Below are 21,912 nucleotides of genomic sequence, written 5' to 3'. Positions count from 1 at the left end.
CGCCGCCCATGATCGCCCCCGACTCCCCCGCTGCGCACCAGGCGCCGGCCGACGTGCCCCCGGCGCTGCTCGAGGCGCTCGCCCGGCGGTTCGGCGCTCGCTGCTCCACGGTCGCCTCGGTGCGTGAGCAGCACGGCCGCGACGAGTCCGCCTTCACGCATACGCCGCTGCCGGCCGCCGTGGTGTTTGCCGAGTCCACCGCCGACGTCGTCGATGCGGTGCGCCTCGCGGCCGCGCATCGCACGCCCGTCATCCCGTTCGGGGCGGGCACGTCGCTCGAGGGCCACCTGCTGCCCGTGCGTGGCGGCATCAGCCTCGATCTCGGGCGCATGACCCGCATCCTGGCGGTGCACGCCGAGGACATGACGATCACCGTGCAGCCGGGCGTGGTGCGTACGGCGGTCAACCGCGCGCTCGAAGGCCGCGGGTTGTTCTTCCCGGTCGATCCCGGCGCCGACGCGACCATCGGCGGCATGTGCGCGACGCGCGCCAGCGGCACCAACGCGGTGCGCTACGGCACGATGCGCGAGAACGTCCTCGCACTGGAGGTCGTGACCGCGCGCGGCGAGGTGATCCGGACCGGGACGCGGGCCCGCAAGAGCAGCGCCGGCTACGACCTGACACGCCTGATGGTCGGCAGCGAGGGCACGCTCGGCGTCATCACCGAGGTGACGCTGCGCCTGCATCCGCTGCCCGAGGCCGTAAGTGCCGCGACCTGCTCGTTCCCGGCCATCGAGCCCGCCATCCGGACGGCGATGGCCATCGTGCAGCTCGGCATCCCGATTGCGCGCTGCGAGTTCCTCGACGCGCAGGGCGTGCGCATGGTCAACGTCCACTCGCGCCTGTCGCTGCCGGAACAGCCGCTGTTGCTGATGGAGTTCCACGGCTCGGCCCACGAGGTCGAGGAGCAGGCGCGCACCGTGCAGGCGCTGGCCGCCGAGCACGGCGGCGAGGCCTTCGCGTGGGCGACCTCGCCCGAGGAGCGCGCCCGACTGTGGACGGCGCGTCACAACGCCTACTTCGCCGCCCTGCACACCAATCCCGGGCGCCGCGTCATCTCCACCGACACGTGCCTGCCGATCTCCCGGCTCGCCGACTGCCTGGTCGCGTCGGCCGCCGAGGCCGAGGCATCGGGGCTCCCCCACTACCTGCTCGGGCACGTCGGCGACGGCAACTTCCACTTCGGGTACCTGGTGCGGCCGGGCAACGAGGACGACTGGCGCACGGCCGAGGGCCTCAATCACGCCCTGGTGCGCCGCGCTCTCGCCCTCGGCGGCACCTGTTCCGGCGAGCACGGCATCGGCCTGCACAAGATCGGCTTCCTGCGCGAGGAAGCCGGCGACGGCGCCATCGCGATGATGCGCGCGATCAAGCAGGCGCTGGACCCCGACGGGATCCTCAACCCGGGCAAGATCTTCGAGTAGGCCGGCGGCACGCCGTCGGCCATCGGGCCACTAGGGCGCCTCGGGAAGATCGATGGAGAGCGTCGCGTCGGGGGATTGCGCCAGCGCGGTCAGCTCTCCCAGGCAGCGCGGGCAGATCCCGTGCGACAGGGCAGGGAGGTGGTAGGCGTCGGCCCCGAGGCGTGCCAGCGCCTCCTCGACCTCGAGCCACGCCCCGTCGGCATCGACGCGCTTGCACCACGAACACATCGTCACGATCGAGCCGCCCGAGGCGCCGGTGCCCTCGAGGACCTCGACGTGCGCGCGCGGCTGGACGCCGACGAGCGAGGACTCGAAGGCCACCGCGCCCCGGGGCTGCGGCGTGATGCGCATCCGCATCAGGCGCCGGAAGTCGGGCGTGTCGCAGCGGAAGGGGAAGCACACCTCCCGCTGGTCGGCGCGGGCGCGCCGCACCAGGGGCCCGTACCATTCGCCCACGCCGGGCAGGACCTGCCAGAGGACCTGCCCCACCAGGGCCTGTCGCACGGCGTCGGGGTCGCCGCCCCAGGTGCTCGCGTCGGCCAGGTAGGCCTCGTTGAGGGTCTGTATCCGATCCTCGCCGTCGATCACGTAGACCAGTGGCGGTGCGAGGGGTGTCAGTTCGTGCAGGGCACAGGTCATGGATACACGGGCAGGCGAGCCCCCGGGCGGGGCTCGCATCAGCCGTCTCTCGTCGAACATCGGCCGCGAGCGGCCGAATGTCAATCCTGCGCGAGCTGTTCCACCGGATCGTACACGTGCGTGATCGGCGGGCGATCGCCGCCCTCCCGCCCGCCCTTCATCGTCGTCTCGACGACCAGTTGCCTGGCGGTGGGCTCGATGCGGTAGCGACGAACCATGGTTGGGCCCCGACCGGTCTCCCACTCGACGACCAGGGCGCCATCCTTCCAGCGCGATTTGGTCGACAGCGTCCCGCTCGTCAACTGGTGCTTCTCCGCCTTGCCGTTGGCCACGAACTTCCGCACGTGGCCTTCGTCGTCGGTGAAGCTGACCGTGTCGTCGCGCTGCACGATGGTGAGGCGAACCGGGGCGGTCATCAACTCGCGCATGAGGTCGCGCATCCGCTGCATCTCCTGCTGGTCGGGCGGCCCGCCGCCGGGGCCGCCGCGGCCACCGCCCATGCCGCCACCGCCGGGCCCGCCCATGGGCCCGCCAGGCCCACCCATGCCGCCACCAGGTCCACCCATGCCCCCGCCCGGGCCACCCATGCCGCCCCCGGGGCCGCCGCGCCCACCGCGCCCGCCGCCAGGCCCGAGCTCGCCGCCGGGACCACCGCCCTGGGGACTCGAGAGCTCGCGATTGAGCTGCCACGCGCCGCCGAGCGCCGGGCGCGACGCGGCGCCGTCGGCCGCCAGGGCCGGAGATGCGGGTGCGACCAACACCCATGTGCCGAGGGCGCCGGTGAGCGCGAGACGACGGAGGACGATCACGATGAGGGCTCCTGCAAGGGGGACACGAGCGCCGGCCCGTGCCTTCGCAGTATGGACGGAGGCAGCGCGTCGGCGGGCGTGACAGAACTGTGAAAACTGGGGCGCGTCAGTGGTCAGGGCCTCACCGGACCGCGCGATCGCGCACCCGCCACCCGAGCACCCGATCGGCGTTGGACTGGTAGATCTTCCGCAGCGCCGCGTCCGGAAGGTGGAGCCCGTACACCCGCCACTCCCCGGTCGGCGGGAACGGGTGGTCGTAGTACCTGAAGTACTCGTCGTCGGTCTCGAGCAGCCGGTAGTACAGCCGGTGACGGGGCTGGTCGGCGCGTCCGGGGTAGCGGTCGGTGCCGAACAGCACGCGGTCCTGCCATTTGACGAGGAAGCGCCGCGCGGTGTACGGCTGGCGGCCCAGCTCCGCCTCGCGCGCCGACAGATCGACGACGAAGTTCGGGTAGCGGGCCAGGCGCGCCTCGAGGGCCGCGAGGTCCTCGGCGTTGTCGCCGAGGTGCGCGCCGATGAACGTCGTGCCGCGGTGCTTCGCGATGACGCGATCGCGCTGCGCCAGGACGTCGTCACGTGAGGGAAACGCCGGCCCGAAGAAGCTCCAGTCCGGGTGACGCTTCAACTGGAGCCAGCGCTCGTTGCGCTCGTCGATGGGCGCGAAGAAGGCGACCGGATCGGCCGAGTGGATCAGCACCGGCAGGCCGAGGCGCCCGCACGCGGCCCAGATCGGGTCGATGCGCGGGTCGTCGATCGGCACCACGCGCCCGCTGCGGTCCTTGATGGTCAGCCCGAGGTTCTTGAAGATCTTGAGGCCCGCCATGCCCTGCGCCTTGCCGCGCTCGAGCATGGCGACGGCGTCGGCGGCGAAGGTGGGCTCGTCGATGCGCGAGAAGTCGACGTTGCCGAAGATCACCAGGCGCCCAGGCGCAGCCGTGTGATAGCGCGCCAACATGCGTTCGAGCTGCGGGCCGAAGCCCCCGCTCAGGTTGACCGCGCGCTCGACGCCGAGGTCGTCCATCGCCTTCAGCAGCGCCGCGGGCTCGACCGATGCCGGCCAGTGCGCGTGGATGTCGGTGGCCGGGAACTTCGCGCGACGGACATCGGTGGCCGTGGTGACCAGCGACGGCACCGGGTCGTAGGGCTTGAGCACCGTGTCGCCCACGAAGATGGCCTGCCCCATCGGCGGATCCTGATCACGGTCCTGCCCAAGGCTCCAGGCCGCCCCGCCTCCGAGGCACGCGCCGATGGCGAGGATGATCATCGTCCTGCCGTGCCGACGGTGCCGTGGTCCGGCCCCTACCGCCTCGTCCCGATTGGTGCGAGACTCTCGCATGCCTCGTGCCCTCCTCGCGATGGCGGCCCTGCCCCTGGCAGTGGTCGCCCTGTCGGCTGCGCCGCGCCCGGCGCGTTCGGTGCAACACGTCGATGTGTACAAGGTCGCCGGCCGGTACGGCGGCTGGCCCGCCAATCATGGCATCTGGAGCTGGGGAAACGAGATCCTCGTCGGTTTCGAGGCCGGGTACTTCAAGGACAACAAGGGCGGACACTCGATCGACTACACGCGCCCCGCCGAGCACCTGTTGGCGCGCAGCCTGGACGGCGGCCAGACCTGGGCCATCGAGCATCCCGAGGACCTCAAGCCGCCACCAGGCGTGCAGCAGGCCGGCGTGCCCGTCGAGGCGGGCCGGCCGGTGACCGAGAGTCCGGGCGACATCCCGTTCACGCACCCGGACTTCGTGTTCACGGCGCGGATGGCCAGCATCCACGTCGGTCCGTCGCGGTTCTACTACTCCACCGACCGCGGTCACCATTGGAAGGGCCCGTACGCGCTGCCCGACTTCGGAACCCCCGGCATCGCCGCCCGCACCGACTACCTCGTCGACGGCCCGCGCTCGATGACGCTGTTCCTCACGGCGGCCAAGGCAAACCAGAAGGAAGGACGCGTGATTGCGGCACGCACGACCGACGGCGGTCGCACGTGGACACGCCTGGCCTACGTGCACGACGAGCCCGCCGACAACGAGTTCGGCATCATGCCCTCCAGCGTCAGGCTGTCGCCGACCACGTTGCTCACGTCGGTGCGGTACCGGCGCTTCATCGAGTTATACCGTTCCGACGACAACGGCAGTTCGTGGCAGCACGTCGTGCGCGCCGTCCCCGACACGGGCCGCGGCAACCCGCCGAGCCTGCTGCGCCTGAAGGACGGACGCCTCGTGATCACCTACGGCTATCGCGCCGAGCCCTACGGCATCCGCGCCCGCGTGAGCAAGGACGAGGGCCGCACGTGGGACGACGAGGTCGTGCTGCGCGAGGACGGCGGCACGTGGGACCTCGGGTACACGCGCACCGTGCAGCGGCCCGACGGCAAGCTCGTGACCGTGTACTACTACAACGTCGGCGACACCGAGCGCTTCATCGGCGCCACGGTGTGGGAGCCGTAGTCGCGGCGTACGGCTTACGGCTCAGGGCCCAGGGCTCAGGGAACCAGGAGCAAGGGTGAAGGATGAAGGGGAAAGGCAAGGGATGACGGGCGGGGCAAGGTTCAAGGGCGTGCTGGCAGTGGCGCTCATGGCACTGTCGCTCGTCGGCACGCGGCCGGTGGTGCGGGCGCAGGGTGACGCATATTTCCCGCCGGCTGGCGCGTGGGCGAGCAAGGCGCCGGCCGAGACGGGCATGGATGCCGAGCGCCTCGCCGATGCCCTGCGATACGCGGAGGCGTCGCCGACGACGCGGGCCATCGACTTCTCCGACCAGGAAGCGACGTTCGGGAGCCTGCTGGGCTCGGTGCCGACGCGACGTGCCGGGACCAACGGCGCCGTGATCCACAAGGGCTACGTCGTGGGCACCTTCGGCGATCCGTCGGCCGTCGATCCGACCTACTCGGTGGCCAAGAGCATGCTCTCCACCGTGACGGGCATCGCGGTCCGCGAGGGATTGCTGCGGGTCGACGACCCGGTCGGCGCCATCGTCAAGGACGGCGGCTACGACTCGCCGCGCAATGCCCGGGTGACCTGGGCGATGCACCTGCAGCAGGAGAGCGAGTGGGAAGGCGCGATGTGGGGAAAGGCGCACGACTTCGTGGGGCGCGAGGCGTTCGGCGCGGGCGAGCGGAAGCCCCGCACGCTGGGCGCGCCGGGCAGCTTCTACGAGTACAACGACGTGCGCGTGAACCGACTCGCGCTGTCGTTGTTGCGGGTGTTCCACCGCCCCGTGCCCGAGGTGTTCCGGACCGAGGTGATGGAGCCGATCGGCGCGTCGAGCACGTGGAAGTGGGTGCCGTATCACAACAGCTACGTCACCGAGGGCGGGGTGCGCATGGCCTCGGTGAGCGGCGGCACGCGCTGGGGCGGCGGCCTGTGGGTGAGCGCCTACGACCTGGCGCGCGTCGGCTACCTCTGGCTTCGCGGTGGCCGGTGGGGCGAGCGCCAGATCGTGCCGTCGGCGTACGTGCGCGCTGCCCTCACTCCGAGCGCGCATGGCCCGGATTACGGCTATCTCTGGTGGCTGAACACCCGCGGCGAGCACTTCCCCGGCGCGCCGCGGACGGCCTTCGAAGCGCTCGGCGCCGGCGGCAATCACGTCATCGTCTCGCCCGGGCACGACCTGGTCATCGTCGTCCGCTGGCACCGGGACGACGCGGCGGAACTGCTGCGCCGGGTCATCGGGGCAATTCGGTAACGTCTGACGTTTGACGTTTGACGTTTGACGTTTGACGTTTGACGTTTGGATGCTTGAATGCTCGACGAGTGGCGTCGGGCCTGGCGGGTGGACGCACGCATGCACGCACACAGCGGGATGGGAACGCTGGCTCGCCGAGCCGGCCGGGTGGCAGTGGCCGCGGCGCTCGGGATCGCCACCTGCGCGGGCATCGGCGCGCAGGAGCGCTCCGCGGGGGACGAGGCCCGGGCGCGCGCCGCCGACTACGCCACCGCGATGGCCGCCTGCCAGCGCACGTTGCAGGCCTGGCTGCGCGACGCCGACCCCGTCACCACGTTGATGCCCGATCGCGTGACGGGCCAGGCGCGCGTCGCGACGCCGCACAACTTCTCCGCCGACCTGTATCCGTACCTGATCCTCACGGCGCGGTTCACCGATCCGGCCGTGTACGAGGGCCGGATGATGGAGATACTGCGCAACGAGGTCCGCTACATGACGGCGGACGGTTCGGTGCCCGGCAACTACGACATCGCGACGCGGACGCTGGGACCAGCCAGCCTGTTCGGCGCCGGCGAGTACGCCAAGGACGGCCTCATCACCGTGACCGAGCTGCTCGGCCGGACGGCGTGGTTCCACCGCATGGCCGACATGATCGCCGACGCCATGGAGCGCGCGCCCCACGAGACGCGCTGGGGGCGGATCCCGGCCGTCGACAGCGAACTGAACGGCGACTTCCTGCAGGTGCTCGTGCGCCTCTCCACGATGACCGGCGACCCGCGCTACCTGGCGTGGGCGCGGCGCATCGGTGATGCCTACGTCGAGGAAGTGCTGCCTGGAAACTTCGGCGTGCCGTCCACCAAGTGGGACTTCGTCGCCCATGGCGGAGAGACGCAGCTCCGCCTCCGCGACCACGGCAACGAGCTGGTCGTCGGCCTGACGCTGCTCTACGCCCTCGAGGCCGACCTGCAGTCCGACCGGGCGGCGCGGTACGGCGCCGCCGTGAAGACGATGCTCGATCGGATCCTGCAGTCGGCCAACCCGGACGGCATGCTGTACAACCAGGTCGATGCCCGCACGCTGGCGCCGATCGACCGCACGCTCTCGGACAACTGGGGCTACGTGTATGGGGCGATGTACACGTACTACCAGGTCACCGGCGACACGACCTACCGCGACGCCGTGCGCCGCGTGCTCGGCAACCTGCCGAAGTATCGCCGCCAGGTGTGGGAGCCACGCCCGCCCGACGCCAACCTGCCGCTCGGGTCCTTCGACGGCTATGCCGACGCGATCGAGAGCGCGCTGTACCTGGTCAACCGGGAGCCGGTGCCGGCGGCGCTGGACTGGATCGAGTCCGAGACCCGCCTCATGCTCGACATGCAGCGCGCCGACGGCCATCTCGAGGACTGGTACGGCGAAGGCAATTTCAACCGGACGCTGCTGCTGTGGGCGCTGATGAAGAGCCAGGGGGTGATGCCGGCCGACAAGGCCACGGGACTGCAGCTCGGGGCCGTGCGCGAAGGCGACGCGCTGCGCCTGCATGTGGGCGGCGTCGGCGAGGCGCGCCTGCAGTTCGACATCGCGCGCCATCGGCGCGTCATCAACCTCTCGAAGAACTACGTGCGCCTGAACGAGTTCCCCGAGTGGTTCGTCGTCGAACCGCACTGGCTGTACCGGATCACCGGGAGCGGCGCGGCGCCGCGCCTGCGCCTCGGCGCGGAGCTGATGCAGGGCGAGCGCTTCGCGGCCGGTGACTGGACGGTCACACCGCTCGGCCCGCCCCCGTACGGCACGCGCGCCCAAGAGCCGTAGTGTTGGTAGGGACGCCTCTCCGAGGTGTCCGCCATGGACCGGCGCGCCAGAGGCAGCCTGTAGCCTGCAGCCGGTAGCCGGCCCGTCCGTTCACTTCGTGCCCGTCCGGCGTTAGTGCCTCTGGAGGCATTCCATGCATCGACGTACGTTCCTGCAGTCGGCTGCGGCCGTCTCGGGACTCCTGCCGCTTGCGGCACGGCCCTCGTTTGCCGGCCTGTACCAGGCGGCTGCCGTCGCCACAGGCGATCTGGACGCCGTGCGCGGCGACGGACGCCCCGTCACGCTGCCGGCCTCGGCCATCAAGGACCTCGCCGCGAGCCTGCGCGGCCCGGTGCTGCTCGCCTCCTCCCCCGGGTACGAGACGGCGCGGCGCGTGCTCAACCCGTCGATCGACAGGCGCCCCGCGCTCATCGTCCAGCCGACCGGCACCGCCGACGTCAGGCGCGCCGTGAGCTTCGCCTCGGCCCACGGCCTGCTGCTCGCGGTCAAGTGCGGCGGCCACAGCTTCTCCGGCATGTCGACCTGCGACAAGGGCATGCAGATCGACCTCTCGAACATGCGCGGCGTGCGCGTCGACCCGAAGGCGAGGCGTGCGTACGTCGAGGGCGGCACGCTGCTCGGCCTGGTCGACCACGAAGCCGCGGCACACGGCATGGTGACGCCGCTCGGCACCGTGTCGCACACCGGCGTCGGCGGCCTGACCACCGGCGGCGGCTTCGGCCGGCTCGCGCGCAAGTTCGGCCTCGCCGTCGACAACGTCGTCGGCGTCGACGTCGTGACGGCCGACGGGTCGGTGCGGCGCGGCGACCCGACCGAGAACCCCGACCTGTACTGGGGCGTCCGCGGCGGCGGCGGCAACTTCGGCATCGTCACCAACTTCGAGTTCCAGCTCCATCCCTTCTCCGGCACGGTGACGGGAGGCGAAGTGGTGTTCCCGATCGACCGTGCCCGCGACCTGCTGCGCGTGTATGCCGAGTGGTCGCAGAAGGCCCCGGACGAGGTCTACGTGGACTTCGTGATGTCGCAGCCCCCGGGCGGCAAGGGCGGCATCGCGCTGCTGCACGTGTGCTACTGCGGCGACAACGCCGACCGCGACCTCGCGGTGCTCCGCACGCTCGGCACGCCCATGGCCAACACGATCAAGGTGCAGCGCTACGTGGACTTCCAGAAGTCGGGCGACTACACCGACGCGCGGACCATGGGCGAGTACATGAAGAGTGGCTTCACCACCGGCATCAGCGAGAAGTTGATCTCCGGGATCATCGACGGCTTCGAGCCGCACCCGGCCCGCTCGACCGGCGTGTTCACGCAGCACTCGGGCGGTGCGATCGGGCGGCCGCCGGTCGGCACGTGCGCGTTCCCGCATCGGCACGCGCAGCACGCGCTGATGGCCGCCGTCTCGTGGAAGGTGGGCGATGACGGGGCGCCGCACATGGCGTGGGCGAAGAAGTACTGGGCGACGATCGAGCCACTCACCAGCGGCTTCTACATCAACGAGGTGAACGACGAGTCGCGCGCCGTGCTCAACGCCAACTATCGCGAGAACTTCCCGCGCATGGTCGCGGTGAAGAAGCAGTACGACCCGACGAACCTCTTCCGCCTGAACGCCAACGTCCAGCCGGCATGAGGGGGGAACGGGAGTCGGGAGTCGGGAGTCGGGAGTCGGGAGTCGGGAGTCGGGAGTGCGGGAGTGCGGGCATGAGATCCGAGGCATGACATGGTGATCGGCTGCCTCGGTCACCTCGCCGCAATCGCCGGCCTGTCGTTCGCCCTGGAGCGCGCGTTCGGCGACGACATCGCCGAGCCACTCCGGCCGTGGGCGTCGGTGCTGGCGTCGTCGCTGATCACCCTGGGCGCCTCGAATTTCCTGCACCTGATCCGCGGGTACGGCCAGGGCGACCAGTCGCGCGATGCCATCCTCGCGCGCGCGGCGACCGGAACGCCACCGGTCGAGGGCGGCCCGATGATGGTCACCGGCGTCGCGCGCCCCGAGAGTGGCACCCCGTTCGTGTCGCCGCTGACGGGCACGCCCTGCGTGGCCTACGAGTACCGCCTCTACCGGCGACACAAGCTGTCGTTCGGGCAGCGACGAGGCATCACGGTGATGTGGCTCGGCCTCGCTACGCAGCCCTTCGTCGTGGAATCCGGTGGCCGGTCGGTGCGCGTGCTGGCACTGCCCGACCTCGTCGACGTGCGCAAGGACATGCCGCGACCACCGGAGGTCCGTGCCAATGCCCAGGCGTGGGTCGGGGCGACCAGGTTCCAGCCGTTCTCGGTCAGCACCCTGCCGTCCATCTTCTCGGCGATGACCGCGGCGCATGTCGAGCCGCAGCCGCGCGGTGTGCGACTCGACTGGGGCCGCGAGGGCGCCACCGCCCCGGCCTCGTTGCAGATGGACGAAGGCCTGGTGCCGGTCGGCCAGGAGGTGTCGGTCGTGGGCCATTGGTCGCCGGAACTGCAGGCCATCGTGCCCGGACCCGGCGGCCTGGCGGCGACGCGCGTGACGGTGGCCCTCGGCCCGCCGTCCGAGTTGTCGTGGCGCGCCACCGCCCTGCCGAGTTCCGTGGCTGCAGTCGCCATCTTCGGTGTGCTGCTGCTCGGCGCCGGCGGGGCGATCATCTGGGCCATGGACGCCGGCCTGCTGGCCGCGATACCGGCCGCTTTCCGCTGACCTACCGCACCACCTGCCCGCCGACGATCGTCACGTCGGCCTTGATGTGCCGAATCCGGTCTGCCGGGCAGGTGAGCAGGTCGTCGGAGAGGATGGCGAGGTCGCCCAGCTTCCCCACCTCGATCGATCCACGGTTGGCCTCGTCGAAGCTCAGGGCGGCCGCGTCGATGGTCATCATGCGCAGGGCCTCGAGGCGGCTGACCGCCTCCGCCGCGCCGATCCGTCGTCCCGACTCGGTGCGACGCGTGACCGCCGTGGCGATCGTCAGGAACGGGTTGAAGGGGTTCATCGCCGTGTCGCGGTCGGCGCCGAACATGTGGTCGGTGTTGAGCGCGACGCGCACGCCCGCATCCCGCCACGTCTTCACGCCGATGAAGTGCTGCAGGCGCGGCGAGCCGAGCGCGCCGAGCAGCGCGTCGGCGTCCTTGTAGAACCAGGCCGGCTGCGTGTCCACCTGCACGCCGAGTGCCGCCACGCGCCTGGCCACCTCGGGCGTCGGAAAGTAGGCGTGGATCAACGTGTGCCTCGGGTCGGGGCGCGGGTGCGCGCGCTGCGCCGCCTCGAACGCATCGAGCACCACGTCCACGCCGGCATCACCGGTCACGTGGGCGCTCATCTGCCACCCACGCGCGTGGCCGACCTTCATCACCTCGTGGATGACCGCGGGCGAGGCAGACAGGAAGCCGCGGTAGTCATCGCCCTGCACGCCGTAGAGGGCGCGCGACCGTGGCCCGTATGGCTCACGCATGTACGAGGTGCCGAGCAGGATCCCGCCATCGACGGTGAGCTTCAGCGGCCCGACCTTCAGCCGATCGTCACCCTGGCCCGGCTGCAGCGGCAGCGCGTCGATCACCCGCGCCACGTCGGAGACCTGCAGGCCGGCCGGGAGCATCAGCGTGACGGTGGCGCGCACGTGGAGACGTCCGCTCGCCTTCAGCGCCTCGTACGCGCGATAGCCGGCCACGGTGGCGCCGCGCTCGATCACACTGGTGATGCCCGACTCGAGGTACACGCGATGCAACGCCTCGATCTCCGCGAGCGGCAGCGCCGCCGTGGGCGCCGGCAGGTAGCGGGACAGGGCGCTGCGGGCGTTGCGCAGCAGCCCGGTCGGCTCGCCGCCGGGGCCACGCACGATCTGCGCGCCTGCCGGGTCCGGCGCCTCGGCGGTGATGCCTGCCGCGCGCAGTGCCGCCGTGTTCAGCACGAAGGCATAGGCGCCATCGGCGACGACCGGACGGTCCGCGACGGCCGCGTCGAGTTCCTCACGGGTCGGAAAGCGCCCTTCCTTCAGCCGCGTCGGATACACGCGCGGGCTCCAGATCCAGCCCGTCCCCGGCGAACGCGTCGCTTCGTCGCGGATCCACGCCTGCAGTTCCTGCACCGACGACAGCGTCCGGAACGGTCGCACGGCCTCCACTGGCGCCGCGCCGAGCGCATGCACGTGGCTGTCGATCAGCCCAGGAATGACGGTGCGACCGCGCGCGTCGATCACCTGGGTCGACGGCCCGGCCCACGCGCGCACCGCCGCGTCGCTGCCCACCGCCACGATGCGGCCGTGGTGAATGGCGATCGCCTGCGCCCGACTGTCGGCGCGATCGAGGGTGACGACCGTGCCGTTGACGACCACGAGATCGGCAGGGTCTCCCGTGCGCTGCGCCGCGAGTGGCGCGAGCAGGGCCCAGGCGAGGCCAGCGACGATCGTCAGCCCCAGCAGCGCGCGCCGCCTCATCGCAACCAGTCGTCCAGGTGCGCGGCCACGAACTCGTCGTCGGCCAGGTGCGGGTAGGCGCGGTACACGCGATCGATCTCGTCGGCCTGCCCGGGGCTCAGCACCTCGTGCGCGTCGAGGCACCGGGTCGTCGCCAGCAGGCCCTGCCGGCGCAGGACCTCGTGGATGCCGGCGATGCAGCCGGCAAAGCCGTTGGCGGCGTCGAAGAAGGCCGCGTTGGCATCGGTCACCTCGACGCCGGTGGCCAGCAGCGACGCCGGCACGGCAGGCGCGGCCGCGGCCGCCTGGCACTCGGCCAGCAACCGCACGGCCCCGGACGTCCACACGGCCCAGTGCCCGAGCAGGCCGCCGGCGATGCGGCGGGTCTGGCCGCCCGGCCCCGGAAACGCCGTGACGAGGTCGGCGACGATGTTGTCGTCGTTGCCGGTGTAGAGGGTGATGTCGTCGCGCCCGGCGTCCATCACGGCGCGCACGACGTCGAGCGTCTGGTACCGGTTGAACGGCGCGATCTTGATGGCCACGACGCCGGGGATCTCGGCGAAGCGACGCCAGAACGAGTACGGCAGGCGCCGGCCACCGACCGAGGGCTGGAGATAGAAGCCGACGACGGGGATGCGCGCCGCGACCGCCTCGCAGTGCGCGACCAGCGCGTCATCGTCGGCGGTCGACAGCGCCGCGAGGCTGAGCAACCCGGCGTGATAGCCGAGCGACGACAGCAATTCCGCCTCGGCACATGCCTGTCGCGTGTCGCCGCACACGCCGCCGATGCGGACGAGCGGGACCTCGCGGGTGGCGTCGGCGCGGTCCATCTCCTCGCGCGCCAGCGACAGCACGGGCTCGAAGAGGCCGACGTCGGCCCGCCGGATCGCGAACTGCGTCGTGTGCACGCCGACCGCGAGGCCGCCGGCGCCGGCCGTGGCGTAGTACCGCGTCAGGGCGCGCTGTCGCCGCTCGTCGAAACGGCCCTCCGGAGACAGGGCCAGGGGATGCGCCGGGATGGCCACGCCCGACGCGAGTACCGTGCGAATCCGCGTCTCCATCAGAACCGCCCGTCCCGCGACTCGAAGTGCGTCGGCTTGCCGAGGCTGGCGCCGCCGCGCGCCACCCAGTCGGCCGTCCAGTCGATCAGTTGCGCGAGCGGCACCCGCGGCGCGCCCAGGTCTCGCCAGCCCTTCGCCCCGTTGCTGAGGAGCGCGTCCGGGGCCTCGGCGCCCACCAGGACCGGCGGGCGTGAGAACCGCTCGCCGAAGGCTGCGCACACCGCCCGCACCGTGAGTTCCTCGGGCCCGGCGAGGTTGACCACGTACGGCGGCGACGACGCGTGGAGCAGCGAGGCGATGGCCATGCCATTGGCGTCGCCCTGCCAGATCACGTTGAAGTAGCCCATCGCGAGATCGATCGGCGTGCCCGCCATCACCTTGCGCGCCAGGTCGACGAGCAGCCCGTAGCGCATCTCCGTGGCGTAGTTCAGGCGCAGGATGCTGACCGGCGTGCCGTGCGTGCGGCTGAAATGCTCGAACATCCGCTCGCGCCCGAGGCAACTCATGGCGTACTCGCCGACCGGCGCGGGCGTGTCGTCCTCCCGTGAGCCGCCGCGTCCCGCGGCCGTGAGTCCGTAGACGTTGCCGGTGGAGAACGCCGCGATGCGACTGGCCGCGTAACGCTTGCAGACGACGGCCGGCAGCCACGTGTTCATCGCCCACGTGAGCGACTCGACACCCGTGGATCCGAACTTCCGGCCGGCCATGTAGATCACGTTCGGCGCGTCGGGCAGCGCGGCGACCGCCGCCTCATCGAGCAGGTCGCAGCGGATGGTCTCGACGCCCACCGCCTGCAACGCCGCCTGGTGGGCAGGCTCGGAGAAACGCGATACGCCGATGACCCGTCGCGGCGTCCCGGCCTCGTCAGCGGCGCGGCGGACCATCCGCGCCAGCGTCGGCCCCATCTTGCCCGCCACCCCGAGCACGATGACGTCGCCCGGCAGGCGGCGCAGGGCTTCGACAGCCGCCGGCGTGGGGGTGCTCAGGAGGTCGTCGAGTCGGGCCTCGTCGACGATCGAGGTGGGCCATGATGTACTTGAGGAAGACGCGTCGGGCATGTGGGGCGCATTCTAGATCGCCCACGGCCCCACCACTTGCCATGCCATTCAGATCCATGACCCAGGCCGACATCGACGCCGGCCTGCGCCTGTGCCGGCTGAGCCGGTGGAACCAGACCGCCCGTGACTGGGCCCGCTTCCTCGATGGCACCTCCGGTCGCGCGATCGTCGCGACGACCGCCGACGGCCATGTGACCGGCTCGGTGGCCACGACCCGATTCCGCAGGTGGCGGGACGATGCTGGCGTCGACTTCGGCGCCCGCCCGCCGATCCTCGTCCCGGATGCCGACGTCGCCTGGCTGTCGATGGTGCTGGTCGAGCCGGAGTCCCGCGGGCAGGGTCTCGGCACGGCGCTGCTCGAACGCGGCCTGGCCTCGGTGGCCGACGTGCCCGTCGTCGGCCTGGATGCGACGCCGCTCGGCCGTCCTCTTTACGAGAAGCTCGGCTTCGTCGAGGCGGGCACGCTCACGCGCCTCGAACGGCTGTCGCACGCGCCCGTGCCGGCCGGAAGCGTGACGGGCGTCCGGCCCGCGACGCCCGGCGACCTTGCCGCCATCGCCGTCGTCGACGCGAGGGCGACCGGGCTCGACAGGCGCGCCCTCCTCGCGTGGCTGATCGAAGGCGCCCCGGATCTGGCGTGGGTGCACGAAGGTCCGGCGGGCATCGACGGCGTGCTGCTGGGCCGACCCGGTCACCAGTTCACGCACCTCGGGCCGGTGGTGGCGCCATCGACGGGCGTGGCCCTCGGCCTGCTCCGCTCGTGCCTGGCATCAGCGGCTCCACCGGCGATCGTCATCGACATCGTCGGCGGCCGTGCCAGTTGGCGCGACGGGCTCGAGGCCCTGGGTTTTACCGCCCAGCGCCCGTTCACCCGCATGTACCGCGGCGATGGTCGTCCGGTGGCCGACCCTGCCCGACTCTTCGCGATCGTGGGACCGGAGTTCGGGTGACGTGTGACCCGCCAGGGTCCACCGGTGACCTCACGCGCTCACCGTCGAACGTCAACCGCCAACCGTCAGGCGCCGAACGTCAACCGTCAACCGTCAGCCGTCAACCGTCAAACGTCAAACGTTAAGCGTTAAGATCCCCCCCGTGATCGACGCTGCCCAATGTCCGTCTGCCATCGCCGCGCCCGGCACGGCCGTCTCGGTCGATGAGGTCGCCGCCGTCCTGGCGCGCACCTGCCCGGTCGACGAGTGGCGCGGCCAGCGCGTGCTGGCCATCGTGCCCGACGGCACGCGAACGGCCCCGGTGGGCCTGGTCTTCCGTCAGCTCTTCGATCAACTCGCCGGCGCCGTCGCCCGCATCGACGTGATGATCGCCCTGGGCACCCACCAGCCGATGTCCGAGGAGGCCATCTGTCGTCGCCTCGACATGACGATGGAGGCGCGGCAGACGCGGTATCGCGACGTGGCGTTCTACAACCACGAGTGGGACAACCCCGCGGCGCTCCAGCGCGTCGGCGTGCTCTCGGCCGCGCGCATCCACGAGCTCACCGATGGCGCGTTCGACATCGACGTGCCCGTCGAGATCAACAGGCGCGTCCTCGACTACGACCGCATCGTCATCATCGGGCCGGTGTTCCCGCACGAGGTGGTCGGCTTCTCGGGCGGCAACAAGTACCTGTTTCCCGGCGTCAGCGGGCCCGACATCCTGAACTTCTTCCACTGGCTGGGCGCCGTGGTGACCAACCCGATGATCATCGGCAGCAAGTGGACGCCGGTGCGCAAGGTTGTCGATGCGGCTGGCGCGCTGGTGCCGGTGCCCAAGGCGTGCGTGTGCCTGGTGGTGCGGCCCGACGGCAGCCTCGCGGGCATCGTGGGCGGCACGCCCGAGGCCGCCTGGACCGAGGCCAGCGAGGTCTCGCGGCGGACACACATCGTCTACAAGGACCGCCCGTTCCACACGGTGCTGTCGTGCGTGCCGCCGATGTACGAGGACCTCTGGACCGGTGGCAAGGGCATGTACAAGCTCGAGCCCGTCGTCGCCGACGGCGGGGAGTTGATCATCTACGCCCCGCACATCTCGGAGGTGTCGGTCACGCACGGGCGCTTGCTGCTCGAGGTGGGCTATCACTGCCGGGACTACTTCCGCGGCCAGTGGGATCGATTCAAGGGCAAGCCCTGGGGCGTGCTCGCGCACTCGACGCACGTGCGCGGCGTGGGCACCTACGAGGACGGCGTCGAGCGCTGCCGCATCACGGTGACGGTGGCCAGCCGGATCCCCGAGCACATCTGCCGGCAGATCAACCTGGGCTACCGCGACCCGGCGACGATCGACAAGGAAGCCTTCGCCGATCGCGAGGATGAAGGCGTGCTGCTGGTGCGCAAGGCCGGCGAGATGCTCTACCGCCTCAGCAACCCGCCGGAGTGGGCGCGAGGGTCGTAGGATGCGGCACTGCCGCGGTTGCCGGGATGCCGACCGGCCGTCGCAGGCCGGAGGCCGACCGACGCAGGCCGTCGCGGCTCACTTCACGCCAATCAACCGTTCGGCGTTCTTCCAGTAGAACTTCTCCAGCACCTCGCGCGGCAGCGCCAGCGCCTGGGTCTTCGTGGTGCCGTACTCCATCGGCCCCGTCCCTGCGTAGTACGCCCAGTCGCGCCGGTACTGCGCCTCGAGCGAGGCGGCAAAGGCGGCGCGCTCGGCGTCGGTCGGGACGACGGCCGGCGTCCGGTAGGGGCGCCACGACTGGTCGGTGCCGTAGAGGATCCGGTCCTGGTACTTCAGGAAGAATGCCCGCACCTTGGCAGACGACTGGCGCGCCAGAGATCGCGTCCGAGCCGACACCTCGACGTGGAAGTTCGGATAGCGATCGAGCCGCCGTGCGACCTCGTCCACGTCGTGCTCCATCGACCCGAGGTGCGCACCGATGACGACCAGCCCGGGGTGCTTCACCAGGATGTGGTCGCGCGAGTCCATCAGGGCCTGGTGGCTCGGGAACCCGCCCTTCCGGTACAGATGCCACTGGGGGTTCTTCGAGTAGTAGGCGTGATACGCGCCGCCGGGATCGAGCGGCAGCCACGCCTCGAGCGGCTCGGCCAGGTGCGCGAGCAGTGGCTTCCGTCGGTCGGCGAGATGGCGATAGACGGGGTCGAGCAGCGGGTCGTCCGGCAGGAGGAACGTCCCGTCGGGTCGCTTCAGCTCGAGCCCGACCTCCTTCCAGATCTTCACCATGACCGCGCCCTGCGCGAACGACTCGTCGAGTGCGGCCGCGACGCGCGCGCCGTACTGCGGCTGATCGCGCGTGGTGAGGTCGAAGGTCGACGCCCAGGAGAACTCGCGGGGGTGCGCCTGCACCAGTGAGGCGTTGAAGCGGTGCATCAGGTCGAGGAACCCGTCGGTCCCCGGGTTGCTGATGTTGACCAGGCGCAGGTTGATGCGCGCCAGCATCACCGTGACGGCCGGAATGTCCTCGTAGACGTGCGCATGCACGTCGATCTTGCGGATGGCTTCGAAACCGCCGGGCGCCGCCGGAGCCTGAGCCGACGGAGACGCCAGCCCGATCGACACCAGGACGAGGGCCAGGCAGGCAACGGCGGTGGGAAGCGGGAGTCGCGACATGGAGGCCTTGTAACGAAAACGGCCGCAGGACGAGTCCTGCGGCCGTGAGTGCTGAGGCCCGCCCAGGACTCAGGATGGCCCTGAGCCCTGAGCCTCGAGCCTGACCAGAACTCGCGAGGCGGCGTGACGCCGCCTCGCGAGAGCGTTGTCGACCGAGCTCGCGCGAGCGAGCGGAGGTCGACTAGAACTGGAAGCGGAGCCCCAGCTGCACCGTGCGCGGGCTGCGCGCCAGGGTGCGGATGCGCATGAAGTTGGGGTCGGTCAGCCCGGTCACCGGATTGGCCCACTGCGCGTGGTTGAAGACGTTGGCGGCTTCGGCGCGGAACTCGAGGCGGTAGCGGCCGAACGGGAAGGCCCGGAAGAGCGAGAAGTCGAGGTTCCAGTTCGACGGCCCGCGGAACGCGTTGCGCCCGCTGTTGCCCCACGCGTTGCCCGGCTGGCTGAACTGCGACGGGTCGTACCAGGGCTCGTCGGGGCCGGCCTCGCCGAAGCCGCCCTTCAGTTCGCCGGTGACGTTGGCCGACTGGAAGCCGCCCTGCTGCTGCAGCAGGCCGTTGTCGCCCCCGACCGAGAACGGCGTGCCCGACAGCCATGAGCCGATGCCGTTGATCTGCCAGTTCTTGATGAGGAGCGGCAGCACGCCGGAGGCCTCGCGCGCGAACGGCAGCTCGTAGACGAAGCCGAGCTGCAGCATGTGCGGGCGGTCGTAGCCCGCGTAGGCGTAGTTGCGCTCGAACTGCGACGGCTGGCTCCAGGTCACCACCGCGCGGCCGTCATCGTCGACCTGGTTGAGCGCCTTGCTCCAGGTGTAGGCGCCCTTGAGGAGCAGGCCGTTCTTGAAGGGACGGTTCAGCGCCACCTGCAGCGAGTGGTAGTTGGCGATCGCAAACGAGCCCCAGTCGAGGATGTTGGCGTTGTTGGCACGCGCGAAGTACTGGCGCGCTGCGTTGCCGCCCGACTCGGCGTAGTTCTGGTTGATGTCGGCGTAGCCGCCGCGGGTGGCCGTGCCGACGTAGCCGGCGCTCACCGCCAGGTCGAGCGGCAAGCGACGCTCGACGAACACGTTCCAGGAGTCGATGGTGCCGCGGTCGATGTTGTTCGGGTTGGGCGAGCGCATCGCGACGCCGCGCGGCAGCAGCACGTTGCCGCTCGCGATGTCGGGGTTGGGCGCTCCGGGGATGCCCGTGGCGAGGTTCCCTGCCGAGACGAACCCGTTGGCGCCGGCGCCGCTGTAGGCGATCACGAGCGGGTACGGGTCGCGGATCGGGCGCGACCACGGCATCGGGTTGAACGTCCGGCCGAAGCCGCCGCGCACCACGGTGTCGTCGTTGACGCGATAGGCGACGCCGAGGCGCGGCGCGAACAGCGTGTTGCTGGTCTTGAGGCCGAGGTCGGTCGGGTTGCCGCCGAGGCCGCCGAGCGCGACGTTGAACGTGTTGAAGTCGAGCAGTTCGAGTCCGCGATTGGCGCGGTGGAACAGCGGGTAGTTCTCGTAGCGCAGGCCGAGGTTCAGCGTCAGCTTCTCGTTGACCTGCCAGCGATCGGACACGTACACGCCGAACTGGTTCTCGCGCCCCGTCATCTCCTCGAACTGGACGCTCTTGCTGTAGCTGCCGAACTCGCCGAGCAGGAACGCCGCGTACGAGTTCCAGCCGCCGACGCCGGCGTAGCCCGGCGTGCCGGTGTAGCCGCCGGCGAAGGTCAGCGCGCCGCGCGGGTTGCCGATCTCGGGCTGCCAGTGCGTCAGCTCGAGGCGCACGAAGTCGAAGCCGGTGCGGATCTCGTGGCGACCGGCCACCTTGGTGAGGTTGACCGACGCGGTGTAGCTGCGTTCGTCACGCACCACGGGCGTCCACGTGGCGTTGTTGCCGAGGATGCCGAGGCCCGTCTCGAAGACCGGCATGCCGCTGTGGCGCTCGGGAACCGTGGCGCTGTTGCCGGTCAGGCCCTGCTGGTTCAGCCCGGGGATGCCGAACACGTCGGTGCCGTAGTTGGTGCCGTAGTCGGGCCCCTGCGACGCGTGCTTCATGATGTTGAAGCCGGCGTTGCCGTCGAGGATGAGGGTCGGGCTGAGCGTCCAGGTGTTGCCGACCGTGCCGAGGTACACCTGCGTGTCGCCGCCGCCGGCCTGCTCGAAGGGCAGGTAGAACAGATCCTGCACCGAGGCGTCCATCATCGAGTACTTGGCCCAGATCTGGTGCGCGGACGTGCGGTTCCAGTTGACCTTCACGTCGTAGTTGTCGCGCGTCGCCTCGGGGGATCGGGCGGCGAAGTAGTTGTTCTGCAGGCCGTTGTTGGTGCCCGCATTGTTGGGCGCCGGGTACAGTGCCTGGATCTGCCGCGAGATCGCGCTGATCCGGTCGGCCGGGATCACCGCTCCCGGGAACACCTCACGGCCGGCGCCGGTGGCGAGGTTGCCGGTCCTGGGATCGTAGATGCGGAAGTTCGGGTTGAACGCCAGCACTTCGCTGAAGTCGCCCTGCCGCATCTTCGCCGTCGGCACGGTGAACTGGTCGAAGCGGCTCTGGTTCTGGAGGTTGCGCTCCCAGCCGCCGAAGTAGAACAGGCGGTTCTTCACCACGGGGCCGCCGACCGTGCCGCCCATGATCGAGGTGCTGGCATCGAGCTTGACCGGATCGAAGTACCCCTGGCGCGCGTTGAACTCGTCCTGGTTGCGGAAGTAGAACGCCGAGCCACGCAGCTGGTTGGTGCCCGACTTGGTGGCCACCGACATCGCCGCGCCGCCGGTCATGCCCGAGGCCGCATCGAAGCTGTTGGTCGAGATGTTGACGTTCTCGATCGTCTCGGCGGGGGCGATGTAGCCGGCGTGGTGCGGCAGCCAGACGTTGATCGAGGCGGCGCCGTCGATGCGCGTCGTGTTGGTGTTGCGCGCCGTGCCGTTGACGTTGGTGGTGAGCGCGCGGCCCGGCGTGTCGGTCTGCGCGTTCTGCAGCGCCGGCGGTGTCGCGCCCGGCACCAGGTTCATCAGCGCCTGGTAGTTGCGGTACTGGTTCAACGGGAGGTTGACCACCTCCTCGGGACGCAGGTCGACGCTGACGTCGGCCTTGTCGGTCTTGAGCAGCGCCGCCTCGGTGGTCACGGTCACCGACTCGGTCAGCGCGCCCACCTCGAGCTTGGGCTCGACGCGGACGATCCCGCCGGGCGTCACCGGGATGCCCGTCTGCACGTACTCCTTGAAGCCCTGGAGCGAGGCGCGCAGCGTGTACGGCCCGGCCGTGACGTTGCGCACGGTGTACGCGCCGGTCTCGTCGCTGACGGCCTCGAGGCGCAGCCCTGTGGCTTCGTTGACCAGCGCGATGGTCGCGCCGGGAATCGCCGCCCCGGAGTCGTCGATCACCTGCCCGGTGACGGTGCCGTAGATGGCCTGTGCCTCGACGGGATGGGGAGCGATGCCTAGGACAGCCAGGAGCAGCAGGCCCACGATGGGCCTCAGCCAGGCAACGACGCGGAACATGAGCGCCTCCGGACGGGGGGGACTTCGACGCGGCGAC

At 70.7% G+C, this 21,912-nt stretch carries 16 protein-coding genes; 8 read left to right on the top strand and 8 right to left on the bottom strand.

Features of this window, described 5'->3' with window-relative positions; translation table 11 throughout:
• The first annotated feature begins 8 nt into the window (after window positions 1-8).
• The gene (locus TBR22_RS06895) at window positions 9-1,424 is read left to right on the top strand and encodes an FAD-binding oxidoreductase (protein WP_239492227.1); all 1,416 of its coding nucleotides are present in this window, start codon (window positions 9-11) and stop codon (window positions 1,422-1,424) included.
• Window positions 1,425-1,454: 30 nt separating this feature from the next.
• Here TBR22_RS06895 and TBR22_RS06890 read toward each other — a convergent pair whose 3' ends face one another.
• The 3 genes from TBR22_RS06890 to TBR22_RS06880 form a co-directional block, all read right to left on the bottom strand.
• A complete protein-coding gene (locus tag TBR22_RS06890) occupies window positions 1,455-2,063 on the bottom strand; it encodes a hypothetical protein (protein WP_239492226.1) in 609 nt (202 codons plus the stop codon).
• Between the two features lie 80 nt (window positions 2,064-2,143).
• Window positions 2,144-2,872, bottom strand: a complete 729-nt coding sequence (locus tag TBR22_RS06885) for a hypothetical protein (RefSeq protein ID WP_239492225.1) — start codon at window positions 2,870-2,872, stop codon at window positions 2,144-2,146.
• Between the two features lie 121 nt (window positions 2,873-2,993).
• Window positions 2,994-4,136: an amidohydrolase family protein gene (locus TBR22_RS06880; RefSeq protein WP_239492224.1), complete on the bottom strand. Its 1,143-nt coding sequence runs from the start codon at window positions 4,134-4,136 to the stop codon at window positions 2,994-2,996.
• Between the two features lie 70 nt (window positions 4,137-4,206).
• Between TBR22_RS06880 and TBR22_RS06875 the strand changes: the two genes are divergently transcribed.
• From TBR22_RS06875 to TBR22_RS06855, 5 genes are all read left to right on the top strand, one after another.
• Entirely contained in the window at window positions 4,207-5,316 is a 1,110-nt protein-coding gene (locus tag TBR22_RS06875) for a sialidase family protein (RefSeq protein WP_239492223.1), read from the top strand.
• Window positions 5,317-5,443: 127 nt separating this feature from the next.
• The gene (locus TBR22_RS06870) at window positions 5,444-6,553 is read left to right on the top strand and encodes a serine hydrolase (RefSeq protein WP_239492222.1); all 1,110 of its coding nucleotides are present in this window, start codon (window positions 5,444-5,446) and stop codon (window positions 6,551-6,553) included.
• Window positions 6,554-6,610: 57 nt separating this feature from the next.
• A complete protein-coding gene (locus TBR22_RS06865; RefSeq protein WP_239492221.1) occupies window positions 6,611-8,341 on the top strand; it encodes a hypothetical protein in 1,731 nt (576 codons plus the stop codon).
• A gap of 133 nt (window positions 8,342-8,474) precedes the next feature.
• Window positions 8,475-9,968: an FAD-binding oxidoreductase gene (locus TBR22_RS06860; RefSeq protein WP_239492220.1), complete on the top strand. Its 1,494-nt coding sequence runs from the start codon at window positions 8,475-8,477 to the stop codon at window positions 9,966-9,968.
• Between the two features lie 90 nt (window positions 9,969-10,058).
• The gene (locus tag TBR22_RS06855) at window positions 10,059-11,012 is read left to right on the top strand and encodes a hypothetical protein (protein WP_239492219.1); all 954 of its coding nucleotides are present in this window, start codon (window positions 10,059-10,061) and stop codon (window positions 11,010-11,012) included.
• 1 nt (window position 11,013) lies between these two features.
• Here the strand turns inward: TBR22_RS06855 and TBR22_RS06850 are convergent, their stop codons facing one another.
• From TBR22_RS06850 to TBR22_RS06840, 3 genes are read right to left on the bottom strand one after another with little or no spacing between them, the layout of a single operon-like run.
• The gene (locus tag TBR22_RS06850; protein ID WP_239492218.1) at window positions 11,014-12,741 is read right to left on the bottom strand and encodes an amidohydrolase; all 1,728 of its coding nucleotides are present in this window, start codon (window positions 12,739-12,741) and stop codon (window positions 11,014-11,016) included.
• Window positions 12,738-13,781, bottom strand: coding sequence for a dihydrodipicolinate synthase family protein (locus tag TBR22_RS06845; RefSeq protein ID WP_239492217.1), 1,044 nt, complete (start codon window positions 13,779-13,781; stop codon window positions 12,738-12,740). Before TBR22_RS06845 ends, TBR22_RS06850 begins: the two co-directional genes overlap by 4 nt.
• On the bottom strand, window positions 13,781-14,839 hold the full coding sequence (locus tag TBR22_RS06840; RefSeq protein WP_239492216.1) for an NAD(P)-dependent oxidoreductase: 1,059 nt from the start codon (window positions 14,837-14,839) through the stop codon (window positions 13,781-13,783). The genes TBR22_RS06845 and TBR22_RS06840 overlap by 1 nt, the downstream gene beginning before the upstream one ends.
• Before the next feature lie 41 nt (window positions 14,840-14,880).
• On the opposite strand from TBR22_RS06840, the gene TBR22_RS06835 reads away from it, so the two are divergent.
• Both TBR22_RS06835 and TBR22_RS06830 read left to right on the top strand, forming a co-directional pair.
• Window positions 14,881-15,789 (top strand): GNAT family N-acetyltransferase, encoded by a 909-nt coding sequence (locus TBR22_RS06835; protein ID WP_239492215.1) that lies wholly within the window; start codon window positions 14,881-14,883, stop codon window positions 15,787-15,789.
• Between the two features lie 142 nt (window positions 15,790-15,931).
• A complete protein-coding gene (locus TBR22_RS06830; protein WP_239492214.1) occupies window positions 15,932-17,227 on the top strand; it encodes a lactate racemase domain-containing protein in 1,296 nt (431 codons plus the stop codon).
• Between the two features lie 78 nt (window positions 17,228-17,305).
• Here TBR22_RS06830 and TBR22_RS06825 read toward each other — a convergent pair whose 3' ends face one another.
• Together TBR22_RS06825 and TBR22_RS06820 are read right to left on the bottom strand one after the other, a co-directional pair.
• The gene (locus TBR22_RS06825; RefSeq protein WP_239492213.1) at window positions 17,306-18,400 is read right to left on the bottom strand and encodes an amidohydrolase family protein; all 1,095 of its coding nucleotides are present in this window, start codon (window positions 18,398-18,400) and stop codon (window positions 17,306-17,308) included.
• A gap of 181 nt (window positions 18,401-18,581) precedes the next feature.
• Window positions 18,582-21,875 carry a TonB-dependent receptor domain-containing protein gene (locus TBR22_RS06820; protein WP_239492212.1) on the bottom strand — a complete coding sequence of 1,098 codons (3,294 nt, stop codon included), beginning with the start codon at window positions 21,873-21,875 and terminating at the stop codon, window positions 18,582-18,584.
• Window positions 21,876-21,912: the final 37 nt, after the last annotated feature.

The sequence above is a fragment of the Luteitalea sp. TBR-22 genome (assembly GCF_016865485.1).
Taxonomy (GTDB): Bacteria; Acidobacteriota; Vicinamibacteria; order Vicinamibacterales; family Vicinamibacteraceae; genus Luteitalea.
The sequence above is the reverse complement of the archived record's forward strand: the minus strand, read 5'-3'. Positions and strand labels throughout refer to the sequence as shown.